The sequence below is a fragment of the Pseudomonas bharatica genome (assembly GCF_048586865.1).
Lineage (GTDB): Bacteria > Pseudomonadota > Gammaproteobacteria > Pseudomonadales > Pseudomonadaceae > Aquipseudomonas > Aquipseudomonas bharatica.
Genome location: NZ_JBMAWR010000018.1, coordinates 66,418 through 87,441, shown reverse-complemented (window position 1 = coordinate 87,441; position 21,024 = coordinate 66,418). Strand labels below are relative to the sequence as shown.

The 21,024-nt window shown below is 58.0% G+C and carries 18 protein-coding genes, 1 tRNA gene and 1 pseudogene; 7 read left to right on the top strand and 13 right to left on the bottom strand.

Annotation, left to right across the window (positions count from 1 at the left end; genetic code table 11):
* Positions 1-23: 23 nt before the first annotated feature.
* Together ACKLLE_RS19525 and ACKLLE_RS19520 are read left to right on the top strand one after the other, a co-directional pair.
* Positions 24-413, top strand: a complete 390-nt coding sequence (locus ACKLLE_RS19525) for a nuclear transport factor 2 family protein (protein WP_420058795.1) — start codon at positions 24-26, stop codon at positions 411-413.
* Positions 414-432: 19 nt separating this feature from the next.
* Entirely contained in the window at positions 433-1,722 is a 1,290-nt protein-coding gene (locus tag ACKLLE_RS19520) for an alginate export family protein (RefSeq protein WP_420058793.1), read from the top strand.
* Between the two features lie 54 nt (positions 1,723-1,776).
* On the opposite strand, the gene ACKLLE_RS19515 is transcribed toward ACKLLE_RS19520, so the two are convergent.
* Positions 1,777-2,898, bottom strand: a complete 1,122-nt coding sequence (locus ACKLLE_RS19515; protein WP_420058791.1) for a Fic family protein — start codon at positions 2,896-2,898, stop codon at positions 1,777-1,779.
* A 520-nt stretch (positions 2,899-3,418) separates the two neighbouring features.
* On the opposite strand from ACKLLE_RS19515, the gene ACKLLE_RS19510 reads away from it, so the two are divergent.
* A complete protein-coding gene (locus ACKLLE_RS19510) occupies positions 3,419-3,733 on the top strand; it encodes a DUF3077 domain-containing protein (protein ID WP_009396051.1) in 315 nt (104 codons plus the stop codon).
* 19 nt (positions 3,734-3,752) lie between these two features.
* Here ACKLLE_RS19510 and ACKLLE_RS19505 read toward each other — a convergent pair whose 3' ends face one another.
* Entirely contained in the window at positions 3,753-4,724 is a 972-nt protein-coding gene (locus ACKLLE_RS19505; RefSeq protein ID WP_420058823.1) for a DNA topoisomerase IB, read from the bottom strand.
* Between the two features lie 283 nt (positions 4,725-5,007).
* On the opposite strand from ACKLLE_RS19505, the gene ACKLLE_RS19500 reads away from it, so the two are divergent.
* Entirely contained in the window at positions 5,008-5,355 is a 348-nt protein-coding gene (locus ACKLLE_RS19500) for a type II toxin-antitoxin system RelE/ParE family toxin (RefSeq protein WP_420058789.1), read from the top strand.
* On the opposite strand, the gene ACKLLE_RS19495 is transcribed toward ACKLLE_RS19500, so the two are convergent.
* The 3 genes from ACKLLE_RS19495 to ACKLLE_RS19485 form a co-directional block, all read right to left on the bottom strand.
* Complete coding sequence (locus tag ACKLLE_RS19495) at positions 5,352-5,672, bottom strand: helix-turn-helix domain-containing protein (protein ID WP_064302682.1); 321 nt, start codon at positions 5,670-5,672, stop codon at positions 5,352-5,354. The genes ACKLLE_RS19500 and ACKLLE_RS19495 overlap by 4 nt on opposite strands.
* 90 nt (positions 5,673-5,762) lie before the next feature.
* Positions 5,763-6,452 (bottom strand): DUF421 domain-containing protein, encoded by a 690-nt coding sequence (locus tag ACKLLE_RS19490; RefSeq protein WP_420058788.1) that lies wholly within the window; start codon positions 6,450-6,452, stop codon positions 5,763-5,765.
* Between the two features lie 159 nt (positions 6,453-6,611).
* The gene (locus tag ACKLLE_RS19485; RefSeq protein WP_420058787.1) at positions 6,612-7,088 is read right to left on the bottom strand and encodes a hypothetical protein; all 477 of its coding nucleotides are present in this window, start codon (positions 7,086-7,088) and stop codon (positions 6,612-6,614) included.
* A 1,096-nt stretch (positions 7,089-8,184) separates the two neighbouring features.
* Between ACKLLE_RS19485 and ACKLLE_RS19480 the strand changes: the two genes are divergently transcribed.
* Both ACKLLE_RS19480 and ACKLLE_RS19475 read left to right on the top strand, forming a co-directional pair.
* Positions 8,185-9,531, top strand: coding sequence for an AAA family ATPase (locus ACKLLE_RS19480; protein ID WP_138219357.1), 1,347 nt, complete (start codon positions 8,185-8,187; stop codon positions 9,529-9,531).
* Positions 9,531-10,475, top strand: coding sequence for a DUF4435 domain-containing protein (locus tag ACKLLE_RS19475; protein ID WP_138219356.1), 945 nt, complete (start codon positions 9,531-9,533; stop codon positions 10,473-10,475). The genes ACKLLE_RS19480 and ACKLLE_RS19475 overlap by 1 nt, the downstream gene beginning before the upstream one ends.
* Positions 10,476-11,955: 1,480 nt before the next feature.
* On the opposite strand, the gene ACKLLE_RS19465 is transcribed toward ACKLLE_RS19475, so the two are convergent.
* The 7 genes from ACKLLE_RS19465 to ACKLLE_RS19435 form a co-directional block, all read right to left on the bottom strand.
* Positions 11,956-13,284 carry a tyrosine-type recombinase/integrase gene (locus ACKLLE_RS19465; RefSeq protein ID WP_138219355.1) on the bottom strand — a complete coding sequence of 443 codons (1,329 nt, stop codon included), beginning with the start codon at positions 13,282-13,284 and terminating at the stop codon, positions 11,956-11,958.
* A 164-nt stretch (positions 13,285-13,448) separates the two neighbouring features.
* Positions 13,449-13,524, bottom strand: a tRNA-Thr gene (locus ACKLLE_RS19460).
* A gap of 585 nt (positions 13,525-14,109) precedes the next feature.
* Positions 14,110-15,354: a methyltransferase gene (locus ACKLLE_RS19455; RefSeq protein ID WP_420058786.1), complete on the bottom strand. Its 1,245-nt coding sequence runs from the start codon at positions 15,352-15,354 to the stop codon at positions 14,110-14,112.
* A 99-nt stretch (positions 15,355-15,453) separates the two neighbouring features.
* Positions 15,454-16,143: an ABC transporter permease gene (locus ACKLLE_RS19450; RefSeq protein ID WP_064302641.1), complete on the bottom strand. Its 690-nt coding sequence runs from the start codon at positions 16,141-16,143 to the stop codon at positions 15,454-15,456.
* Positions 16,140-16,835 carry an ABC transporter permease gene (locus ACKLLE_RS19445; protein WP_009396064.1) on the bottom strand — a complete coding sequence of 232 codons (696 nt, stop codon included), beginning with the start codon at positions 16,833-16,835 and terminating at the stop codon, positions 16,140-16,142. The genes ACKLLE_RS19450 and ACKLLE_RS19445 overlap by 4 nt, the downstream gene beginning before the upstream one ends.
* Positions 16,836-16,890: 55 nt before the next feature.
* Entirely contained in the window at positions 16,891-17,643 is a 753-nt protein-coding gene (locus ACKLLE_RS19440; protein ID WP_420058785.1) for an ABC transporter substrate-binding protein, read from the bottom strand.
* A gap of 13 nt (positions 17,644-17,656) precedes the next feature.
* Complete coding sequence (locus tag ACKLLE_RS19435; protein ID WP_064302639.1) at positions 17,657-18,430, bottom strand: ABC transporter ATP-binding protein; 774 nt, start codon at positions 18,428-18,430, stop codon at positions 17,657-17,659.
* 605 nt (positions 18,431-19,035) lie between these two features.
* Here ACKLLE_RS19435 and gabP point away from each other — a divergent pair.
* Positions 19,036-20,430: pseudogene (gabP, locus tag ACKLLE_RS19430) on the top strand (GABA permease).
* Between the two features lie 84 nt (positions 20,431-20,514).
* Here gabP and ACKLLE_RS19425 read toward each other — a convergent pair.
* Positions 20,515-20,949 carry a hypothetical protein gene (locus ACKLLE_RS19425; RefSeq protein WP_064302638.1) on the bottom strand — a complete coding sequence of 145 codons (435 nt, stop codon included), beginning with the start codon at positions 20,947-20,949 and terminating at the stop codon, positions 20,515-20,517.
* Between the last annotated feature and the right edge of the window lie 75 nt (positions 20,950-21,024).

Sequence of the window (21,024 nt, the reverse complement as noted above, 5' to 3'; positions counted from 1 at the left end):
ACTTCGACCGAGAGGATTCGAATATGCCTGCTGTCGCCTTGAGAAATGCCCTGCAAGCCCGTCTCGACCTGCTGCAACACCTGTGGGAACGCCGCGACGGCAATGCCATCGTCCGCGAGCTGTACACGGAGCACACCGAAATCACCGGCGCCGGCAGCGACGCGCTGTACCACGGTACCGCGCAACTGGAAGAACTGCTGGCTGCGCTGGTCAATGACTCGCGTGGTGCCTCGATCCGTATCGACCGTGTCACCGGGCTGGGCGAAAGCGCCGCCTACACCTGGGTGACCTGGCGCGTGCTGCCGCTGGAAGGCGAGGCGTTTTCGATGAAGAGCCTGTTCGTCTGGCGCCTGGTCGAGGGCCAGTGGCGTGTGGTCGCCGACATGTACGCCGAAGGCGAAATTCCTGCCTGACCTTTCCTGGGGACTGACGATGCGCAAACAACAACTACAAGCATCCCTGCCGCTGCTGCTGGCGCTGTCGCCCATGGCGGGTGCGGTGACACTGTACGAGGACGCCGATACCGAACTGTCCGCCAAGGTGCAGGGCGCTGTCGGGGTTTTCCACAGCCGGGAAAGTTATGCACAAACCGGTGTGCGCGAGGCCGGCAGTGTCGATTGGCAGGAGGCCACGCTGCAATACGGGCTTGAATTCAAGCGACGTGGGATCGCCACGGGCGAGGTCTTCGGTGGGCTCGACTGGGTCAGCAGTGCCAGCTTCGGCGACGGCGATGCGGCGGGCTGGACGGTGGGTGACGAGCGCACCACCAAGATCGAGAACGCCTACCTCGGGTGGCGCGGCGAGTCGCTGGAGTTTTCCGCAGGCCGGCAGAACGTGGTGGTCGGGGACGGCTTCCTGATTTCCGGCGACGCGCTGAACATTGGCAAGGGCCTGCTGGATGGCGAAACCAATCGCGGCGGCGCCTACTACCTGACCGGGCGCAAGGCCTTCGACCAGACGGCCATCCTGCGCTGGGGCGGGCAGCAGGGCTGGCGCGGCGACCTGATGTGGCTCAAGTCCGACAACCCGGCCCAGGCCAGCCCCGAGTTATCCGTGGCAACCCTTGAGCATGTGGCCGAGGCCGGCACCGTCGGGCTCACCGCGATCAAGGTCAGCGATACCGACCAGCAACTGGCCGACATTCTCTATCCCGAGCGCAAGGGCATGAAGCTGTACAGCGTTCGCGCACAGGGCAATGCCGGGGTCAGCGAGCTGTTCCTGGCCGGGGAGCATGCCTGGGAGCGTAAATCCGGCAGCCAGGAAAGCGCCTGGTACCTGGAAGCGGGCTGGACCTTCTCGCAACTGCCCGGCAAGCCTGCCGTCAACTACCGCTACAGCCGCTTCTCGGAGGGCTACGACCCGCTGTTCTACGGCAACGGCCGGGCGCTGGGGACCTGGTTCCAGGGCGAGGTCGCGTCCAACTATGCCGGGCCGTTCAACAGCAACACCCGGGTGCACCACCTTGGCGTGAAGGCATCGGTCAGCGACAGCGTGAAGATCGGCGCGCTGTTCTACGACTTCGACACGATCGACCGCAGCCTGGGCAATCGAGATGCGCAGGAGCTGGATGTGTATGCCGAATGGGCGATCGACGAGCATTGGAGCGTGTTGCCGTTGGTGGGGTATTACAAGCCGACGCGCAGTGCCGAGGCGGGGGGGAGTCAGCTGGGGACGGCAGGTGGGAACCTGTACGGACAGTTATTGCTGGTTTTCGGGTTCTGAGCCCAGCCTTTGAGGCCGACAAGCCAGCTCCTACAAGTTCGTGTACCCGGTTGATCAGCCTTCCCCGGCTATCCGATAGCGTGTGCTCCGACCGCCGCCCGGCAGTTTCTCCAGCACACCCTTTTCCAGCAGATCTACCAGATGCCGGGTCGCGGTGGCCTTGCTCACCTTGGCCACCGCCTGGTACTGCGCCGCGTTGATCCCGGCTTCGAAGCCCCTGGCGCCACCGTCCAGAAGCCGGTTGATCACCTTCAACTGCTCGGCGGACAGCGGCGTTGCGCGGTGCGCCTGCCAGAATCTGGTTTTGTGCAGTACCCGATCGATGGTGCCCAGCGCCTGGCCTATCGAATCCAGGAGGATCTGCAGAAACCACACCAGCCACTCGCTGATATCCAGCGTGCCCTTCTGGGTTTGCTCGAGGATGCGGTAGTAGCCTGGGCGGTGTTCGAGAATGCTCGCCGACATGGCGTAGAAGCGGATCGCCTGCTGGTCACCGTGGGCTAGCGCCAGGTCGGTAAGTGCTCGCGTCAGGCGGCCATTGCCGTCGTCGAAGGGATGCAGGGTGACGAACCACAGGTGGGCGATGCCGGCGCGCAGCAGCGGGTCGAGGGTGTTCGAGTCGGTGTTGAACCAGTCGATGAAGGTTGCCAGTTGCTTCTCGAGGCCAAGGCGCGGTGGTGCCTCGAAATGCACGGTGGGGCGGTCCAGGCGGCCTGAGACAACCTGCATGGGCTCGTCGCCGCGCAGGCTGCCGATGTGCATAGGGCGGTGTGCCAGAGGATTCCCGGGGTTCGGGAAAAGCAATTCGTGCCAATTCAGCAAGCGCTCCAGCGTCAAGGGCTGATCGGCATGGTCGATGGCGTCGAGCATGAGTTCCGCCAGGCCCTCGCTGCGGGCGGTGGTCGGCCCGGGCTCGTCTACACCGAGGCGTCGCGCAAGAGAGGAGCGCACCGAACCAGCGTTGAGGGCTTCACCTTCGATGGCGGAGGAGGCGAGGATGTTTTGCAGGAGGGCGTCGAGCATACTCTGGCGGCTTTGCTCGTCGTCTACCGAGCCCATCTTGCCCAGGAGAAGGCCCTGGTGATGGACGCATTGGCGCAGCAGGTCGGTGAGTTGATCTGCTTGCCAGGTGAAGGCTGGCCATTGGGGGTGTTGCCAGATCCAGGTAGGGGCCATGTTTGCCTCTGAGCCGAATAGGAGGGCTAATCGGCTCATTTGGTGAGCCGAATAAGCAGTCTATTCGGCTCACAGAGGATGGCAAGTGCCGATGCGATCAGTGTGGGACGCCCTGCCTTTCAGGCTGCGCTGTCGCGCGAACAACAGTTCCAAGGCACGACGCATACCCTGTGGGAGCGGGTTTACCCGCGATTACGGTAGTGGGTTCACAATAGCAATCGCGGGTATGCGTTGGCTGCCCTTGCCTGATCCCGGTATGAAATGTAGGCTTTCGCGGTCGCTGCGGTTAGGCGGCCCAGGTTTGGTCGCCTGGATTTTCACAGTAGTCGTGCAGATGCCTGACTTTCCCTTTGCTCGCGTTTTTCAACGCGGGCAATGCCGTGTTATGGCAGCTGTGCGTAGGAGGGCTTCGGCCCTGCCGGGTTCCTACTGTGTCCGGTCGACCAACCTGCGTACAGTTGCCACCCTATTGTTTGGTCGCAAGCGGGTGGCGAATCGAACCACAGTAGGGAGCTTCACCATGAACAAGATCGTTCCAGACCCACCCCACGCCATCTTCGGCAAAACCGCCATGGTCGCCTTCGGGCACTGCAAGGCCGGTCATACCCCGATGTTCACTGTCCGTGCGGAAATCGACACGGAAGACGCCCTGGTCCATGCATCCTTGTTGATGAAAGGGATCTACGACACCCTCCAGCAACTCACCGAATTCGCCGAAGACGTGCCCAAGAACGGGCTGCTCTTCTCGTCGCTGTACTCGGCGGAAATGGCCAAGGGCCTGGTGGATGCGGTGATCGACGGGATCGAAATGGGGCGGCTGAGGGTTAGCGCCTAGCCGCGCGATACGGGAAGGCTCACCTCTCGGTGGGCTTTTCTGAAGCTTCCTTGGCGGTCAGCTTTTCCAGGAAGCGCATCAGCAGGCTTTCTTCGGCCCGCAGGCCCTTGCGGGGCGCAGCCATGCGCAGGTTCGCCAGTTCGCCTGCGTGGAAAGCCTCGATCACCGCCGGGTGGATATAGCACTTGCGGCATACGGCCGGAGTATTGCGCAGTTCCGCCGCCACTTCCTTGATGATTGCCACCACATGCTTCTTCGCAGCACTTTCCGGCTGCCACTCCAACTCGCGCAACAGGGTCAGGGCCAGGGCGCTGCCGGCCCAGGTGCGGTAATGCTTGGCGGTGAACTCGGCACCGGTCAGCTCCTGCAAATAACGATTGATATCGCTCGACGTCACGCTATGGCGCTCGCCGTTGTCGTCCAGGTACTGGAACAGCTGCTGGCCGGGAAGCTCAAGGCAGCTCTTGATGATGCGCGCCAGGCGTCGGTCGTTGACGCTCACCTCATGCTCGATGCCGCTCTTGCCACGGAAATGGAAACGGATGGTACTGCCGCTCACCTCGACATGGCGGTTGCGCAGGGTGGTCAGGCCGTAGGAGCGATTCTGCTCGGCATAGCGGGCGTTGCCGATGCGGATCAGGGTTTCGTCGAGCAGATGGATAACGGTCGCCATCACCTTCTCGCGGCTGTGCTCGGGGCGGGCCAGGTGGCGTTGCAGGGTAGCGCGCAGCTTGGGCAAGGCCTTGCCGAAGGCCAGCAGGCTGCCGTACTTGTCGGCATCGCGGATCTCGCGCCAGCGCGGGTGGTAGCGATACTGCTTGCGGCCTCGGGCATCGCGGCCGGTCGCCTGCAGATGGCCGTCGGGGTCGGGGCAGATCCAGACGTTGGTGTAGGCCGGCGGGATGGCCAGCGCGTTGATCCGGGCAATCTCCTCAGCCGCACGCACGCGCTCGCCGGCAGGGGTGAAGTAGGCGAACTTGCCACGGAACATGCGGCGGGTAAGGCCGGGGGTGGTGTCATCGACGTAGTGAAGGCCGGCGGGGAGGAGGGGGGATTCGCTCACTTTGGGGGCTCGCTTGCAGGTCCGGGACAATCGCGGTGTCGGTATTCAGTTAGCCCGGTTGGAGGGGGATTAAGTTCCGGGATTTTCTGGCGTTGAGTCAGGTGACATCTCGTGACGATTTGGCGGGTCTGGCAGATATGGCCTGACCTAGGCTATTCGGCAGGTTTTCAATAATGGAGCCGCACCCCAGCAACTGCCCCGAGGCGTCACTTTGAGAAAGTTTGCTTTTGTAAGCGCTGCTGCCGAGCGTGAGTACAAGGACCTCCCCGAAGACATACAGGACGAGTTCGGCAAGGATCTGCGGCGCATTCAGTATGGGCAGGACCCCGAGCTGCCGATCAAGTCCTTGGCCTCAGTAGGCGCAGGGGTAATTGAGCTAATCATCAATGGCAGCCCCGCACACAGGTGCGTGTACGTTGCGAAGTACGCTGAAATGGTGGTTGCGCTGCATTCGTTCGTGAAGACCACGAACCGATCCGACCGTCATGCAATGCAGGTTGCTGAGGACCGGATGAAGGAACTCAAGCAGGAGCTCAGAAACATGGGCTTCAAGGTTTAGCTGTTCTGGGCTTGGGCGATGATGATTCGAGGGGAGGACCCCGCGTCATCAGGGCCGGTGAAGCTGGTTCGGAATCCGAGCTTGTCGAGCATGTCCATCATGGCGTCCAGCGTGAATTTCTCGATTTTGCCATTGGCCAGTTCGGATACACGAGACTGGGTCACGTTTAGCCTGGTTGCGGCCTCACTCTGCTTGAGGCCCATTTTTTTGATGCAGTCAGTGATGAAGATCGACAGGTCCATCTTCAAGGCCATTTTGCTGGCCGTTTTTTCGTCATGAGTGACGTGGAAAGGACTTTCGTGGAATTGAAGCGCCATTGGGCGGCCCACCTGAATTATCTAAAATTTAAGATAAAAGGTTATCCGCCAAGGAGCAGGTTGTCAAAGCGCTCTGACGTTTGGGCTTCTTCAGGCTCTAGCATTGCTCAACGCCTGCACCCAGCACTGATCTGAGCAGCGAGGACATGGGAGGTTCTGGCCTGCTTGCAGCGTCGCCAACTCCCCGCAATGGAAGCAGGCATGCAAGCCGTCGTGCTTAGGCTGCCGGTGCACGGCTTTAAGGCTCGGCGGCAAGACGGGCAAGCCGGGGCGGGTTTCGTCCTTGTCATAGAAATACAGGCTGACGCCGCCGTTGATCTCGACGATGCCCAGGCGCACCTGACCCAGGTGTTCCACTCCGCCCTGACGCAGTTCCATGAGGAATTCGTCGTGAGCGATATTGCCCTTGTTCAATGTCTCCAGTTCGAAGCGTCCGTCCCGGATCAGGATGAAAGGCTCGCCTTCCAACCAGCATTGCAGGCGGTGATAGCGACTCAACAGGCGGGTAGTGAGTCGGTAGGCGATGCCCATGGCGACGAACACCATCAGCACCGGCAGGATCGGCACGTCGTGATAGAAGGTCACATCGCCGGCGGCCGAGCCCAGGGTCAGGATTACCACCAGTTCGAATAGGGACAGCTGCTTCACGCCACGGCGGCCGGCGACCTTGAGGAAGATGAACACCACTGCGTAGGCCAGCAGGGTGCGGACCATTACTTCGCCGAGGAAGGGCAGGGGGTGGTCGTCGAGGAGCATGCGGGGCCAGTCGAAAGCGGTCATTTTTCTGGGCTGAGAGACTGTCGATACTGAGTTAGCCCTGGGCGTGGTCGATTAGTTCAAGTGGAAGAGCCTAAGGGATGGGATGGGCTTCGAGTGGCAGACGCTGGCTATCAAGATAGGTGCAGACACCGTCTTGCTGTGGTGCCCAGACAAGCAGGACTAATGCTTTTCCAGCTTGGAGTACCCGCTCGGTAAATTATGCTCATCGACGAAGTGTCGGGTTTGAAGTTCAAGAACCATGTTCATGACATGGCTTACGTTCTCTTCCAGTCCCCAGGTAGCCGCGAGCTTGTCATAAGGGTTGGTGGTGGCGGCTCTTTTGGAAACCTTGCGGCTGACGTCTTGTGAGAGTTTGCTCCAGCGGGAAACGAAGTCCTTCATTCTGGAGGCTTGTTCAGGTGTCAGGCAAGGGAAGCGGCGTAGCCGGTCAACCAGATACATAAGCCGGCGTTTCCGGACTGGGGGCAGACCGGGCGTGTTCAGCCTTTTTTCGACGGACTCGCACATGGCATCGTTTTCGTACCAGAACGCATAGGCGAACTGGGAGGCTGCATCTTTTGGAAGTCGCTCAAGGGAGTCCTTCGTCGCAGCGACCACGACGTGATGAAATCTGTCCTCTTTAGGGGCGCTTTCCATCATCGGCTCTGCTGGCTTGAGGGGCTGGACCGAGGCTTACCGGTGTCGGCAATGCATGCAGCAAAGCGCCTAGCCCGATCATCATTGGCGACGTGCAGGCCTCGTTGCTTTAGCAGTTCCAATTGCTGTTCTACGCTGAGGGCCGGCTTGTGGAAGGGCCTCATGTAGTTTTCTCCAGGCAGAAAAAAAACCACGATTTGAGCCTGCTGAGTTGGTCAACCTAGGCTTGGCGGGTGTGTTGGGGGGCATTTTAGGTAGGTGTAAGAGCCCGTCAACGTCGCGCTGATGTGAAATTGTAACGGGTAGGCGCGAAGGCAGGATGTTTGATCTGTCAATGAAGATGAGGCTGTGTTGGCCTTATCGCAGCGATGTGGTCGCTTCCAGGGAAGTTCCAAACCCTAGAAACAACAAAGCCCCTGCATTGCTGCAAGGGCTTCGTTCTGTATGGTGCGGCACCAGACGAACGGTTTCTTGCTGTGAGGGTAGTGGATTCGCGGGGCTGGAATTTGGTGGATTTTTTGGCGTACCTCATAGGGTATCTATAAAAAAATCAGCTAGTTATGGCCTTTGGTGGAATCGAATCGGGGTGTTGCTGGTTGCCAACTCAGATAAAAGTTACGGAGGGAGATCACCCTGTGCTACGTCTGATCAGTGGCAGGTCGTAGGATTCGCAGAGGTAGATGCTGCTATGCCCCCCTTCGGTGAAACCATTCGAGAACGGCAGAGCCCGGCCACACGCTATGAAATTAGGAGTAAGCGCTTGACGTGGGGATTCTGAATATGTCGCTGAAATGACCCATTCCCTCTCCCTAACCAAGCCTCTTTCTGTCGAACTCATAGCGATCTTCTATGTGGGAAAGCGTCCACTGTTCGATTTCTGAGCAAAATGCGGTGTACACAGGGTTGCTCGCGTAAAAAAAACTGACGATCTCTTCCTTGAGCAATATCGTTAGGCCATCATACGGCGACTTCTGGATCAGCTGAGCAAACCCTGTTGACTCGGAAACTATGCAGGCCTGATACGTTTAAAAATATACAGACGGCAAAAATAGCTAATTCAACTGTTGATAAACACGCCATCACTAAGGAAGTATCCATGGCTCCCATTATAGAATATTTCACAATAACAAAACTTCACGGTTACAAAAACGTGAGACTTGAGTTTGACGAGCTATACAAAATCTTGCTGTCAGAGAATGGTCAAGGGAAAACTACCATTCTAAAAATAATCGATGCTACTCTAAATGGGAAAATCACAAAGCTTAGAGAAATAAACTTTGGCAGTATTGAAATTAAATTCTCCAGTGCTGCTGCTCCAATATCAATAATGAAGGCCGAGATGGAGTATGATTGGGAGTCAAAGGCTTATAAGCATATTTCAGGGAGGGTTTCCAGTGACGAGCTTTCAAAGATAATAGATGTGGTGATGGCAGAGAGTAAGTTTGAAACCGTTCGAAAAAAAATTAGCCAAATATTTTTGCCAGGTTCATCAACCAGGCCAAGTCATATAGATTCAAGATATCCTTTTAGCTCTATAGCAATTAGAGACCTCTTTGACGAGAAAGAGTCGCTTCTGCTGGATCTGAAAAAAATGGAGTTTTTTCAGAAAATTGAGGAGCACTTCAAGCTTAAAACTCTTTACTTGCCAACATATCGAAGGGTCGAAGATCTACTATCATCTCTGAATATTGATAAAGACAAGCAGGAGCAGGACTATATCCAATTTGGCTTGACAGACGTTGAAGAAAAGTTAGAGTCTATAAAGAAAGAGATTTTGACATCATCTAACGATTCAATGTCTCGAATCAATAGTGAAATCTTGACCCGTCTTGTCAATGGTTTGACCGTTAATGATCAAGATAGATCTATAATTACTAGTAATGCAGACTACATTGAACTAGTATTGAATCGATTTGGGCGATCTTTGTCTCCGTCTGATAAGTCAAAAATAATTTCATTGGTAAAAAACAAAAGCGAAGTAGCAAAAAAGAAGAACGACACTCTCGTGTATTTCCTCTCCAAGATGTACAGCGCTTTCTTTGAGCAGCGGGAGAAGGACAAAGCATTAACTAGGTTTTCTGAAATTTGCACTAAATATTTCAAGAATAAAACCATGACTTATGACCCCACCTCAATTAGTGTGGTTATCACAAGTCCAGATAGTGAGTTTCCGATCAAGTTTGGTGAGCTTTCGTCTGGCGAAAAGCAAATTGTTTCCCTTTTTTCAAAGCTCGTATTAGAACGTGGGAATCAGTATTTTATTTTGTTTGATGAGCCAGAACTGTCACTGTCAGTGGAGTGGCAGAAATTGCTTATCAAGGATGTAATAGGTTGTGAAAGCTGCTCTATGCTGCTTGCCATGACCCATAGCCCATTCATATTCTCAGGGCTAACAGAATATACATCAGACCTTCAATCTTACTTCAGCAAGGAGCTGATTTGATGGGGTCTCGTGTAGAGGATTTACTGGAAAGCTTGGGAGATGCAGAAGTTTTCTTCTTAGAGTACTCTCGCATTCGCTCCAATAATAAAGCAATTTTCATCATCGAAGGAAAAGATGATCCTAAGTTCTATACTTCAAAAATCTCAACCATATTTGGTGATCTTTGGGATGCAGTTTCTGTAGGAGGGAAGTCAAAGGTTCTTGAGTTGAGGTCATTAATTAGAACGCATCCTTCTTACAAAGGAGACAAGGTTTTTTTCTTAATTGATAGAGATTTTGATGCGAAAATTTTAGAGGCAGATGTTTACACTACGCCTACGTATTCTATTGAAAATCTCTATTGCGACTCGGCTACTATAAGAAACCTAGTTATTGGGGAGTGCGGCCTAAGCAATTACAAGGTTTCTCGACGAATTGATATAATTAACTATATCACTCAAGAGTATGAGAGGTTGCAAAAGGCGTTCCATCAGAACAAAAGAATAGTTACCGCGAATACAGTTTTCCTTTACGTCCGAAAAGAGATGTGTGCAAGGAAGATAAGTCTTGATAAGGTTTTTAAGGTTGACGTAAAATTTGCAAGTGGTAACCTTGTGGTTAAGCTGTCTCGTAAAAGTGAATATATTTCCTCAAGGCTTGCGGAAAAGGAAAGATTTAAAGATTTTCTGGCCAAAAGTCCTCAACTCAGAGAAACTTTAAGTAGCCCTAAAATGCTATTTAGAGGTAAGCAAGAGATTCTGTTTTTGAGGGAGTTTGTTAAGCTATTAAAGGAGGATGGGGCGCTGTCAAAAGATGTGTTCACCCAATTCGGCTATAAGCTAAAGCTGGAGAATCCATCAATGGCTGATCATGTGCTTTCTTCACTGGCACAGTACGTGCGACCTCCCGACTGCCTTACCGATTTTCTCAGTCGAAGCAAGGGTATGGCATTCGTTAATGCTTGAGTTTTAGGGCTCTTGTACTTTCATATCTATTGAAGTATGGAGTGACTAATTCCCTTTTCCATTAAAGTCATGCGTTGATCGTCAAGATTGATCTGCGCATGGCTTAGCAAAGCTAATATTCATGGCTAAGCTCATATAGCTTTGGTTTGGTTATAAAATTATAACTCCAGCGCTTAGATAGTAAGGTGCTGCGGGCGCTGCCACAGCCTAAAAAATATCCACGGCACGCTCTTAACTCCAACATGGTCAACTACTAGTTGATTGCAATTGGTTTCGGTAGGAGCGGCCTCTCTACTCAGAGGCCGAACATCCATGGCAACCCCAAGCGTCGAACGATCAATCTGACGGTAAGCAGGTAATAATATCGCGTATCATCACTAAGATGTTCTAAACGATGTTTTAAAAACCAATCAAGATGCTTATGCTTCCAACTCCAAGGTGATTCCCGCTGCCACCGCTCAGCTACAGCTGCCTGGATAATGGCCACCGCCGAACATGTCTTTCAGTGCCTGCGGCCCTGCATAGCTCAATTGCCTGCCGTAGCCGAAATTACGACCATCGCGCCTACCCACCAGTGCCATGTCGGTCATCTCATCTGCCGTTCTCCGATCCTCGCCCCACGTCATCCCGCCAAGAATGTTGAGTGTTATCAGGGATCAAGGCCCCTGCGACCTGTGGGGATGTCCTCTAACGCGGGACTGGCGGCTCCTTACGTCCGGGAGCAAGGGCATCTCATGATCTGGCCTCCTGAGCACCGTTACCGGTGGGCGGGTGGAGGCTGCATTGGCTGACGAGACCAGTGCCGCGAGATCCTGAGTCGGGTGAACGCAGCAATGCGATGACCGGGGCATGCCTGACTGTCAGTCAGGTGCAGTCCATTCCGTGGTCTGCGGCACCATCATCTACAGCGCTGTTGCTGATGACATCGGCGTTTGTCACGCCGATTGTCACGAGTGGAGTAGCCGCAAAGCCAAGTGCGATGAGGGCTGCAGCAGTGCTAGAAGCGCCCGTCTCTTTCCAGGAGAAAGAGACGGGCGCAGGTTGGCGCAAGATTCGGCCAAGCGGATAGGTTGCTGCTGGGCAGCGAAGTAGGAAGTGTTGTCTGGCGCACTAGGGCCATGATCTGAAATAGGCATCCATCACCGGGGAGGTGACCGGGCGAGCTGCCGAATGCGAATCGCCATTTGGGGGAGAACCACCGCAGGAGCGGCGTGACCTTGAAGGCTCGGGTCACCTGGGTGCTGTCCACGACAGCGTTTGCAACCTCAGTTCTACGCCTGTGGATAATTTTGGTCAACGCCCTGAGTTTCGTGGCTTCTGGGCTTGTGCATGGAATTATCCACCGGTGGAAATCAGTGGTATCCAAAGGATTCGTGTCGGCTGTTAGCTTTGCAAAGCGAGGTCCATCCAAACAGGGCGGCTTTGCAGCCCTGTTTGGATGGACCCGAATTAAAGAGCGGCCAACGGTGATCTGGAGGTTTCACCTACGACTGAATGCGCCACGCCCACTTGGCAAGGAGGTGATGTTATCGCCAGCTGGATGGGCGAACTCATGCGGAGTGACATGCCCCGATCGGTTGGCATCGATGTAGTTACTCCACCACGCCATGATCAGCCTGCGCTGCTCTAAAAATTCGGCTTTGTGGATATAGGCGGCGCGCACGCGATTGCGTTCCTTGTGGCTCATCTGCCGCTCAATAGCCGCGTCTGTCCACAGCCCTGACTCCAGCAAGGCGCTACAGGCCATGGTCCTGAATCCATGCCCGCATACCTCCTTGGATGTGTCGTAGCCAACGTTGCGCAGCACCTGGTTAACCGTGTTCTCTGACATTGGCTTCCAGTACTTGTGGTCACCGGGCAGCACCAGTTCGGAGAAGCGACTCAAGCCGCGCAGCCGTTCAAGGATCGCGATGACTTGCGGAGAGAGCGGCACCATCTGTATGTCTCCGCTCATCTTGGTACCACGAGTGGAATTGCGCACGCCGTCGATTGGCTTACGGGTGTCTGGGATCTCCCACATCGCCCTTTGCAGGTCGAACTCATCCCAGCGCGCAAAGCGCAGTTCGCTGGAGCGCACGAACACGTGCAGCGTCAGCAGTACAGCCAGCTTGGTTAGCTCACGGCCGTTGTAGTTGTCGATACGGTTGAGTAGTTCGGGGAGGCGGTTGAGTGAGAGGGCAGGGCGGTGCACGGTGCGCGGGGCATGAATTGACCCTGCCAGATCGAGCGCCGGATTCTGGCTGATCTGCCGCGCCCGCTTTGCGCCCCGCATGATGGTGGAGAGATAATTTTGCACGCGCAGGGCAACGTCCATGGTGCCGCGCTCTTTGATACGCAGAGTGACCTCAAGCAGATCATGGGTATCAAGCTCAGCGATGGGGCGTTGGCCGATCAGGGGGAAGACGTGGGTGCGCAACCGGCTCATGACGGTCTTGGCGTGTCCCTCCGTCCAGCGCCGCGACATTTCGGCGTGCCACTCCAGGGCGACGGTTTCAAAAAGCAGGGAAGCTCGTTGAGCAGCTAGCTTTGCTTTCTTCTTCTCTTCCATCGGGTCGAGGTTGTCGATCAACAGGGCCTTGGCTTCATCGCGCTTGGTCCTCGCGACGGCCAGCGAGATGATGGGGTAGTTGCCGATGATCAGCGTGCCTTCCTTGCCGCTGGGCTTGAAGTAGCGCAATCGCCACGTTTTTACGCCATTGGGTTTCACGAAGAGGTACATGCCGCCACCATCGAATAGCTTGTAGGCACGTTCGCGAGGTTTCGCCGTACGGCATTTGAGGTCGCTGAGAGGAACGGCTAGGCGTGGCATAAGGGTACGTTCTCCATGCAGGCAAGACGCTGTACCCTAAAAATACCCCCGGGGATGGGGTATTTTGTTGGATCCCGACGGAGGGTCCTGGAACGAAAAAAACCGCCAAAGGGCGGGTTTTAGGGGCTTCCAAGGCATTCGGTGGAACGCGATGGAGCTGGATATGGTGCCGGCACCAGGAATCGAACCCGGGACCTACTGATTACAAGTCAGTTGCTCTACCATCTGAGCTATACCGGCAGTAGGCGCGCTATTATAGCGATCGGTTTGGTTCTGTAAACCACTTCCTCGAAATCCTGGCAGAAGCCCCGTAGATCGGGGCTTTTGGCGTGTTGGGTTGGGTGTTTCCAGCGCGGGTGGTGGTGGGTTTGGGGACCGCTTTGCGGTCCTTCGCGGGCGAGCCTCGCTCCTACCTGGTTTGTGGTGGTTGTGGAGGTTGGGCTCGGGTCAAGCGGGGCGCTGGCTTGGCGGGGTCTTGGTGGGGGATTCGGCATTGCAATCGTTGGCAAGCCAGCTCCCACAGGGAACGCGCCAGTTTTTGGACATTAAGCAAGACAGTTGCTCCCACAGTGTCCGCGTCGGGCTTGGAACTGTGCTTTGCGCGACACCGCAGCCTGCGCCAGGTGACCTCCCGCTCAACCCGATCTGAATAACCCCCGTCTAATTCGCTTTAACGCTTATGCACAAACCACATCAACTCCTTGCTTTCCATGCAGCTGCGCTACACCGCCGCATTGACGCCGGCGCAAACGGCTGTTTTCTCAGGTGTTTGGCCGGGTCGGAAAAATCGTGCAGTTCGGGTTTGCGCTTAAACCCGGCGCGCTATCAAACGGAAACCGTGAAGTTGCTCACAGACTTATCCACAGGTTGTTCGGCCAGCAGCATGAGGTTGCGGGGGGTGAGCGAGTGTGGGCAGAAGGTGCCGAGCCGGACGTTGTAGCCCTGTTCGTGCAGGTAGAGCGCACGATCGAGCACCAGCCATAGTTCCAGCGGGCGGCGGAAGAGGTTGCGCACCAGTTCGAGGTTGCGGACCTGCGCCAGGCGTTGCCAGCCGGCAGCTTCGAGCGCGGGCCAGTCGATTCCTTCCTTTATTGAAATGTTCTTGAGCGCGGCGAGTTGCTGGCAGTACTCGGTGAAGGGCTTCTGCAGCCAGGCACTGGGCAGCGATGGTGTGGGGAGGTAGTCGTCACTGTTGCGCAGTTGCCGTTGCAGCAGGTCGAAGCCGAGGCGCCAGGCCATCGATTGATCACGCTGGCGGCGGACGCGGTTGCCCGCGGTGACGGTTTCGCTGAGCGGCAGGCCGAGGTCGTCGAGGTCCAGTTGAAGGGTCGAAGCGCGAGCGGCTGTGGATAACGCTTGGTAGTGCGGGCCCGCGGTGCGGTTGTAGCAGCAGGGGGCGATGGCCAGTTGTGCGCAGCCCTTGGCCGCGGCGAGCTGGATCAGGCGGACATGAAGGTCGCCGCACGCATGCAAGGCCACCGGTGTGTGGGCGGCGGTGATGTGCTCGGCGGTGCTGGCGGCCATTACGTCCTGCAAACGGTGCTCGGCCGGAAGGTGGTGGTGCTGGCTGAGGTGCTCTCCTGCGGCAACCAGGGCCGGATCGTATTCGAGGCAGGTCAGCTGTTGCCCGGTGCCCAGCAGGCGGCGGCCGAGGTGGCCTTTGCCGGAACACCAGTCCAGCCAGTGCACAGGACGCCGGGCAAAGTCGAGGTGGGCGGCAAAGGCTTCGATCTGCTGCCATTTGCGGCCGGGGACATCGACGTTCAGGCGCGGGTTGGCTGGCGGCAAGGGAACTGTGGATAAGTCATCCAGTGCCGCCAGCTCGCGGGCGCGGGCGGCCAGTTGTGGATAAGGCGCCGGGGCCGGGACGCTGCAAGGGTCGTTGTGGGCGCATTCGGCGTGGTCCAGGGATTGGTTGCGCAGCCAGTCGGACAGGCCTGGGTGATCGATCTCCCAGGGCAGTTGCAGGCTGGTGAAGGGGCGCGGGTGCCAGAGATTGCGGTGTTCCCGGAGGAATTGGTCCAGGGCCTGGAAGCGGGGGAGGAGTTGGGTGTTTTCCAGGTGGGACATGGGACTGAGGCCAGGGTGTTTTTGAAGAGGTGTGGTGGGCAGGCACGGCCAATCGCGGGTGAACCCGCTCCCACGATTGGGGGAGCGGGGACCTTGATATCAGCGACCGTGCGCGGCATCCACACGCAGCCAGCGCTCCAGCAGCTTGAACGCCTGCACCAGGACGAACGAGATCACCAGGTAGAACACGCCTGCCGCGAAGAAGATCTCCACCGGCATGTAGGTCCGGGCGATGATCGTGCGGGCCATGCCGGTGATGTCCAGCAGGGTGACGGTGCTGGCCAGGGCGCTGGCCTTGAGCATCAGGATCACTTCGTTGCTGTACGCCGGCAGGCCGATGCGTGCGGCGCGCGGCAGGAGGATGTGGATCATCGCAGTGGCCCGGGACATGCCCAGCGCCCGCGCCGCTTCGATCTCGCCCCGCGGGATGGCCTGCAGCGAGCCGCGCAGGATCTCGGCGATGTAGGCGGCGGTGTGCAGGGTCATGGTCAGTGCGGTACACCAGAACGGGTCACGCAGGTAGGGCCACAGCGAGCTGCTGCGCACCGCGTCGAACTGCGCCAGGCCGTAGTAGACCAGGAACAGCTGCACCAGCAATGGCGTGCCGCGGAAGAAGAAGATGTAGCCATACGGCAGTGCCCGCACGTACCAGCGTTGCGAGGAGCGGGCGATACCCAGCGGTATGGCGACGATCAGGCCGAGGATGACCGCGATGGCCAGCAGTTCCAGGGTCAGCGTGGCGCCCTGGGCCAAACGTGGCAGCCATTTGATGATGACTTCCCAATTCATGAGTTGGCCCTCGCAAAGCCGCGCCCTGCACGTTTTTCCAGGAAGTGCATGCCGGTCATGGCCACGATGGTCAGCCCCAGGTAGATGAAGGCGGCAACCGCGTAGAAGGTGAAGGGCTCCTTGGTGGTGGTCACGCCGTTCTGCGCCTGGCGCATGATTTCTTCCAGGCCGATCACCGACACCAGCGCAGTGTCCTTCATCAGGATCATGAACAGGTTGCCCAGACCGGGCAGGGCGATACGCCACATCTGCGGGAGGACCAGCCGCGAGAAGATCCGGCCCTTGGACAGGCCCAGGGCCATGCCGGCTTCACGGTGCCCTTTGGGAATGGCAAGCAGCGCGCCGCGGAACACTTCCGTGGCATAGGCGCCGAAGCACAGGCCGAGGGCGATGACGCCGGCGGCGAAGGCGCTGAGTTCCAGGCCGGGAACACCGATCAGGTCGCCCAGCTTGCTCATCAGGGTGACCGAACCGAAATAGATGAAGAGTACCCAGAGCAGTTCCGGCACGCCGCGAACGATGGTCGAGTAGGTGCCGCCGATCCAGCGCAGCGCTTTGAACGGCGAAGTCTTGGCCAGGGCGCCAAGCAGGCCGAGCACCAGGCCCAGGCAAAGTGCCGCGAGCGCCAGCTTGACGGTCATCAGCGTGCCAGCGGCCAGCGCCGGACCGAATCCGTGTAGATCAATATTCATGGGCAGGCAGGTTCAAGAGACCGGCACCGCGCAAGGCGGTGCCGGTCGGGGCGGATCAATAGATATCGAACGGGAAGTACTTGTCGTTGATCTTCTTGTAGGTGCCGTCGGCGATGATTTCCTTCAGCGCGGCGTTCAGCTTGTCTTTCAGCGGATCACCCTTGCGTACGGCGATGCCGATCTGGTCGCTTTCCACCACGGGCTCGCCCTTGAACTCGTAGTTCTTGCCGGCATCGGATTTCAGCCAGTCATAGTTCACGTACTTGTCTGCCAGCAGCGCGTCGACGCGGCCGGAGGTCAGGTCGAGGTAGGCGTTTTCCTGGGTGTCGTACAGCTTCACCTCCACATCGCTGCCGTAGTTGTCATCCAGCCAGGTGGCGGACAGGGTGGCGCGCTGGGTGCCGATGACCTTGCCTTTCAGCGAGGCCTTGTCGGTCTTGAAGTCGACATTCTTCGGCGCGATGAACTGCAGCTTGTTGGAGTAGTAGCGGTCGGTGAAATCGACGGCCTGCTTGCGCTCGTCGGTGATCGACAACGAGGAGACGATGAAGTCGAACTTCTTGGCGTTCAGGGCCGGGATGATGCCGTCCCAGTCGGAAGTGACCACCTCGCATTCGACCTTCATCTTGGCGCACAGGGCGTCGCCGATGTCCTTGTCGAAGCCGACCACCTGGCCGCTGGCGTCCTTGCTGTTGAATGGAGGGTAAGCGGCTTCGATACCCATCCGCAGTTTTTCCGCGGCCATGGCATTGGCCGAGAACACCAGCGTGGCGGCAGCGGCCAGGAGGTACTTCTTGTAGTTCTGCATGCGTGTTGCTCCGTTAGCGGTTGCTGGACATGAATTGCTTACAACGCGCCGAGGTCGGGTTTTCGAAAACCTGCTGCGGCGATCCTTGCTCTTCGATGAGGCCTTGATGAAGGAACACGACTTCGCTCGAGACTTGCCGGGCGAAGTTCATTTCGTGGGTCACCAGCAGCATGGTCCGGCCTTCGTCGGCCAGGGCGCGGATGACGCTGAGGACTTCCTGGACCATTTCCGGATCCAGCGCGGAGGTCGGTTCATCGAACAGGATGACCTTGGGTTTCATCGCCAGGGTCCGGGCGATGGCGGCGCGCTGCTGCTGCCCGCCGGAAAGCTCGGTGGGGTAGCTGTGGCGCTTGTTATGGATGCCGACCTTGTCCAGCAGCGCTTCGGCGTGCTCGATGGCTTCGGCCTTGCTCTGCCCCAGGACGCGGCGCGGCGCCTCGATGATGTTGTCGAGGATGCTCATGTGCGGCCAGAGGTTGAAGTTCTGGAAGACGAAGCCGATCTCGCTGCGCAGGCGGTTGATCTGCCTGTTGTCGGCGGCGATCAGCTCGCCGTTGCGCGCCGCCTTGAGCTTGAGGGTTTCGCCGGCGACGAGGATTTCGCCCTGGTGCGGGTTTTCCAGGAGGTTGATGCAACGCAGCAGGGTCGATTTGCCGGAACCGGAGGAGCCGAGGATGGAAATCACGTCGCCGTCACGGGCGGTAAGGGAGATGCCCTTGAGAATTTCCTGCTCGCCGTAGCGCTTGTGCAGGTTGCGGATTTCCAGCGCGGGCGTGGCCTGGGCCATGTGCGGTCCTCATATGTTCTGTGCGTTCTGCTGTTGGCGGCCGTCCTGGCGAGGCGCAACGCTAGCATAGCGCTCGGATCGCAGCCAAGAAGGGCGAGCAGGGTGGGCGGCCGGGGCAAGGGCGGGTGTCGCATCGTTGCAGTGGAATGTCGCGTCGCGGTCCGCCGGTTCCGTTCTACGGGCCGGAGCCAGGATGAAAAAAGGCGCGATGGTGCCAGTTTTGACCGCTGGAGGAAAGGCGTATTTGGTCGCGGTGCATTTCGGTGGCGCCTTCGAGGCATCGCGGCGGAGGAGTGGGTTGCACCTTTTTGCTTCATAAAGTTGCACAAGGTGTTACCCAGTTCCGGTTATGGAGCACCCATTTCTAATTGTAAGTGAGTATTTCAGTAATCCGGCAAAGTCTGGCAAGTTTGGCGACCTTTCGGCCAATGGCTGGCGGAAAGCGCCGCAGGCCCCGTCTGTCGTGGTTTCAAGGTGTTGCGCACATGAGCGGTCATCGATCTGGCCCGCTTATTGCCATCCACCTGTCACGGGACGCGGGTGCCTCAAAAGGGCATGCGGCTCCAATCGCGGGACGATCTCCCATTCTTTGCATAGGTAGTTTTATGAGCGGTAAGCACAATTCCAATGACCTCGCTCAGGGGCTCAAGCAACGGCATGTGACCATGCTGTCCATCGCAGGCGTGATCGGCGCCGGTCTGTTCGTCGGTTCCGGCCATGCCATCGCCGCGGCCGGCCCGGCCGTGCTGCTGGCCTACGCCGCTGCGGGTACGCTGGTGGTACTGGTGATGCGCATGCTCGGCGAAATGGCCGTGGCCTCGCCGGACACCGGTTCCTTCTCCACCTACGCCGACCGTGCCATTGGGCACTGGGCCGGTTTCACCATCGGCTGGCTGTACTGGTGGTTCTGGGTGCTGGTCATCCCGCTGGAGGCCAACGCCGCCGCGACCATCCTCAACGCCTGGTTCCCCGACGTGGCGATCTGGGTCTTCACCCTGGTCATCACCCTCCTGTTGACCGCGACCAACCTGTTCAGCGTGAAGAACTACGGTGAGTTCGAGTTCTGGTTCGCCCTGCTGAAGGTCGTGGCGATCATCGGCTTCATCATTCTTGGCCTGGCCGCCATCTTCGGGTTCATGCCGAACAGCCAGGTCAGCGGTGTCAGCCATCTGTTCGACACCCAGGGCTTCATGCCCAACGGCCTCGGTGCGGTGCTCGGTGCCATGCTGACCACCATGTTCTCCTTCATGGGTACCGAGATCGTCACCATCGCTGCCGCCGAATCGAAGGATCCGGGCAAGCAGATCAGCAAGGCGACCAACTCGGTGATCTGGCGGATCTTCCTGTTCTACCTCGTGTCGATCTTCATCGTCGTTGCGCTGGTGCCGTGGAATGCCGGCGAGCTGGCGGAAGTCGGTTCATACCAGACCGTGCTGCAACTGATGGGCATCCCCCACGCCAAGCTGATCGTCGATATCGTCGTGCTGATCGCCGTGACCAGTTGCCTCAACTCGGCGCTGTACACCTCGTCGCGCATGCTGTTCTCGCTGAGCAAGCGCGGTGACGCCCCGGCGGTCGCCCAGCGCACCAACGCCAGCGGCACGCCGCACTGGGCGGTGCTGCTGTCTACCGCGGCAGCGTTCCTGACCGTGTTCGCCAACTACGTGGCGCCGGCCCAGGTGTTCGAGTTCCTGCTGGCCAGCTCGGGGGCGATCGCCCTGCTGGTGTAGCTGGTGATCGCCGTGTCGCAACTGCGCATGCGCCGCCAGCGTATGGCGCGGGGCGAGAAGATCGCCTTCAAGATGTGGGCCTTCCCGGTGCTGACCTGGGTGACCATCTTCTTCATCGTCGGCGTGTTGACCCTGATGCTGATCCGTCCTGACCATCGCGCCGAGGTGATCTCGACCGGGCTGCTGAGCATTGCCGTGGTGGCTGCCGGGCTGCTGGTGGCGCGCAAGCGCAAGGCGGAGAAGGGTGGAAGCCTGGTGATGGATAACTGAGCATCCAGAGCATCTCACCGACCCTGTGGGAGCTGGCAAGCCGGCTCCCACAGGGTTTTTTGTTGTCTGCCAAGGCAGGGTGAGTCAGGCGAATTTCTTCTGCTTGGACACCATCTCCGAGGCGGCCACATAGGCGTCCTGGAACGCCTCGCTTTCCAGCCAGGCCATCGCCTCGGCTTCCTCGGTGCCGTCCAGCCATTTGCGGTACGCGCAGAACACCATGCAGATGTAGTCGGTGGCGTGGTCTTCGCTGTGGCCCTTGAGCACAAGGGTCAGCAGCGGATCGACCATGAACACGGCGATCATCGCTTCCAGGCTGGTTTCCTGGGCCGTCTTCATTTTCTCGAACATCGTGTTGTAGCTGCCCGAGTTCATGGCCTTGTCGAACACCTGCTGGACGCTGGCGCTGGAAGCCTCGCCGCTGCTCTTGACCGCCTGGCCGCTGCGCACCATGCGGTTTTCACGGGCCTTGGCGGCGGCGCGCTTGGCGCGTTTCTGTTGCTTGGTGTTCGAGGCCATCGGGGGTTCCTTGGTGCGAAGTCAGTCAAAGACGTGTATTGAAGCGCAGTTGACCCGGAAACCCAAGCCGGGGAG

Excerpts from the sequence above, each read along its gene's own strand:
- ACKLLE_RS19525 (WP_420058795.1), top strand. The coding sequence starts at position 24 with ATGCCTGCTGTCGCCTTGAGAAATGCCCTGCAAGCCCGTCTCGACCTG.
- ACKLLE_RS19520 (WP_420058793.1), top strand. The coding sequence starts at position 433 with ATGCGCAAACAACAACTACAAGCATCCCTGCCGCTGCTGCTGGCGCTG.
- ACKLLE_RS19515 (WP_420058791.1), bottom strand. The coding sequence starts at position 2,898 with ATGGCCCCTACCTGGATCTGGCAACACCCCCAATGGCCAGCCTTCACC.
- ACKLLE_RS19510 (WP_009396051.1), top strand. The coding sequence starts at position 3,419 with ATGAACAAGATCGTTCCAGACCCACCCCACGCCATCTTCGGCAAAACC.
- ACKLLE_RS19505 (WP_420058823.1), bottom strand. The coding sequence starts at position 4,724 with ATGTTCCGTGGCAAGTTCGCCTACTTCACCCCTGCCGGCGAGCGCGTG.
- ACKLLE_RS19495 (WP_064302682.1), bottom strand. The coding sequence starts at position 5,672 with ATGGCGCTTCAATTCCACGAAAGTCCTTTCCACGTCACTCATGACGAA.
- ACKLLE_RS19490 (WP_420058788.1), bottom strand. The coding sequence starts at position 6,452 with ATGACCGCTTTCGACTGGCCCCGCATGCTCCTCGACGACCACCCCCTG.
- ACKLLE_RS19485 (WP_420058787.1), bottom strand. The coding sequence starts at position 7,088 with ATGGAAAGCGCCCCTAAAGAGGACAGATTTCATCACGTCGTGGTCGCT.
- ACKLLE_RS19480 (WP_138219357.1), top strand. The coding sequence starts at position 8,185 with ATGGCTCCCATTATAGAATATTTCACAATAACAAAACTTCACGGTTAC.
- ACKLLE_RS19475 (WP_138219356.1), top strand. The coding sequence starts at position 9,531 with ATGGGGTCTCGTGTAGAGGATTTACTGGAAAGCTTGGGAGATGCAGAA.
- ACKLLE_RS19465 (WP_138219355.1), bottom strand. The coding sequence starts at position 13,284 with ATGCCACGCCTAGCCGTTCCTCTCAGCGACCTCAAATGCCGTACGGCG.
- ACKLLE_RS19455 (WP_420058786.1), bottom strand. The coding sequence starts at position 15,354 with ATGTCCCACCTGGAAAACACCCAACTCCTCCCCCGCTTCCAGGCCCTG.
- ACKLLE_RS19450 (WP_064302641.1), bottom strand. The coding sequence starts at position 16,143 with ATGAATTGGGAAGTCATCATCAAATGGCTGCCACGTTTGGCCCAGGGC.
- ACKLLE_RS19445 (WP_009396064.1), bottom strand. The coding sequence starts at position 16,835 with ATGAATATTGATCTACACGGATTCGGTCCGGCGCTGGCCGCTGGCACG.
- ACKLLE_RS19440 (WP_420058785.1), bottom strand. The coding sequence starts at position 17,643 with ATGCAGAACTACAAGAAGTACCTCCTGGCCGCTGCCGCCACGCTGGTG.
- ACKLLE_RS19435 (WP_064302639.1), bottom strand. The coding sequence starts at position 18,430 with ATGGCCCAGGCCACGCCCGCGCTGGAAATCCGCAACCTGCACAAGCGC.
- ACKLLE_RS19425 (WP_064302638.1), bottom strand. The coding sequence starts at position 20,949 with ATGGCCTCGAACACCAAGCAACAGAAACGCGCCAAGCGCGCCGCCGCC.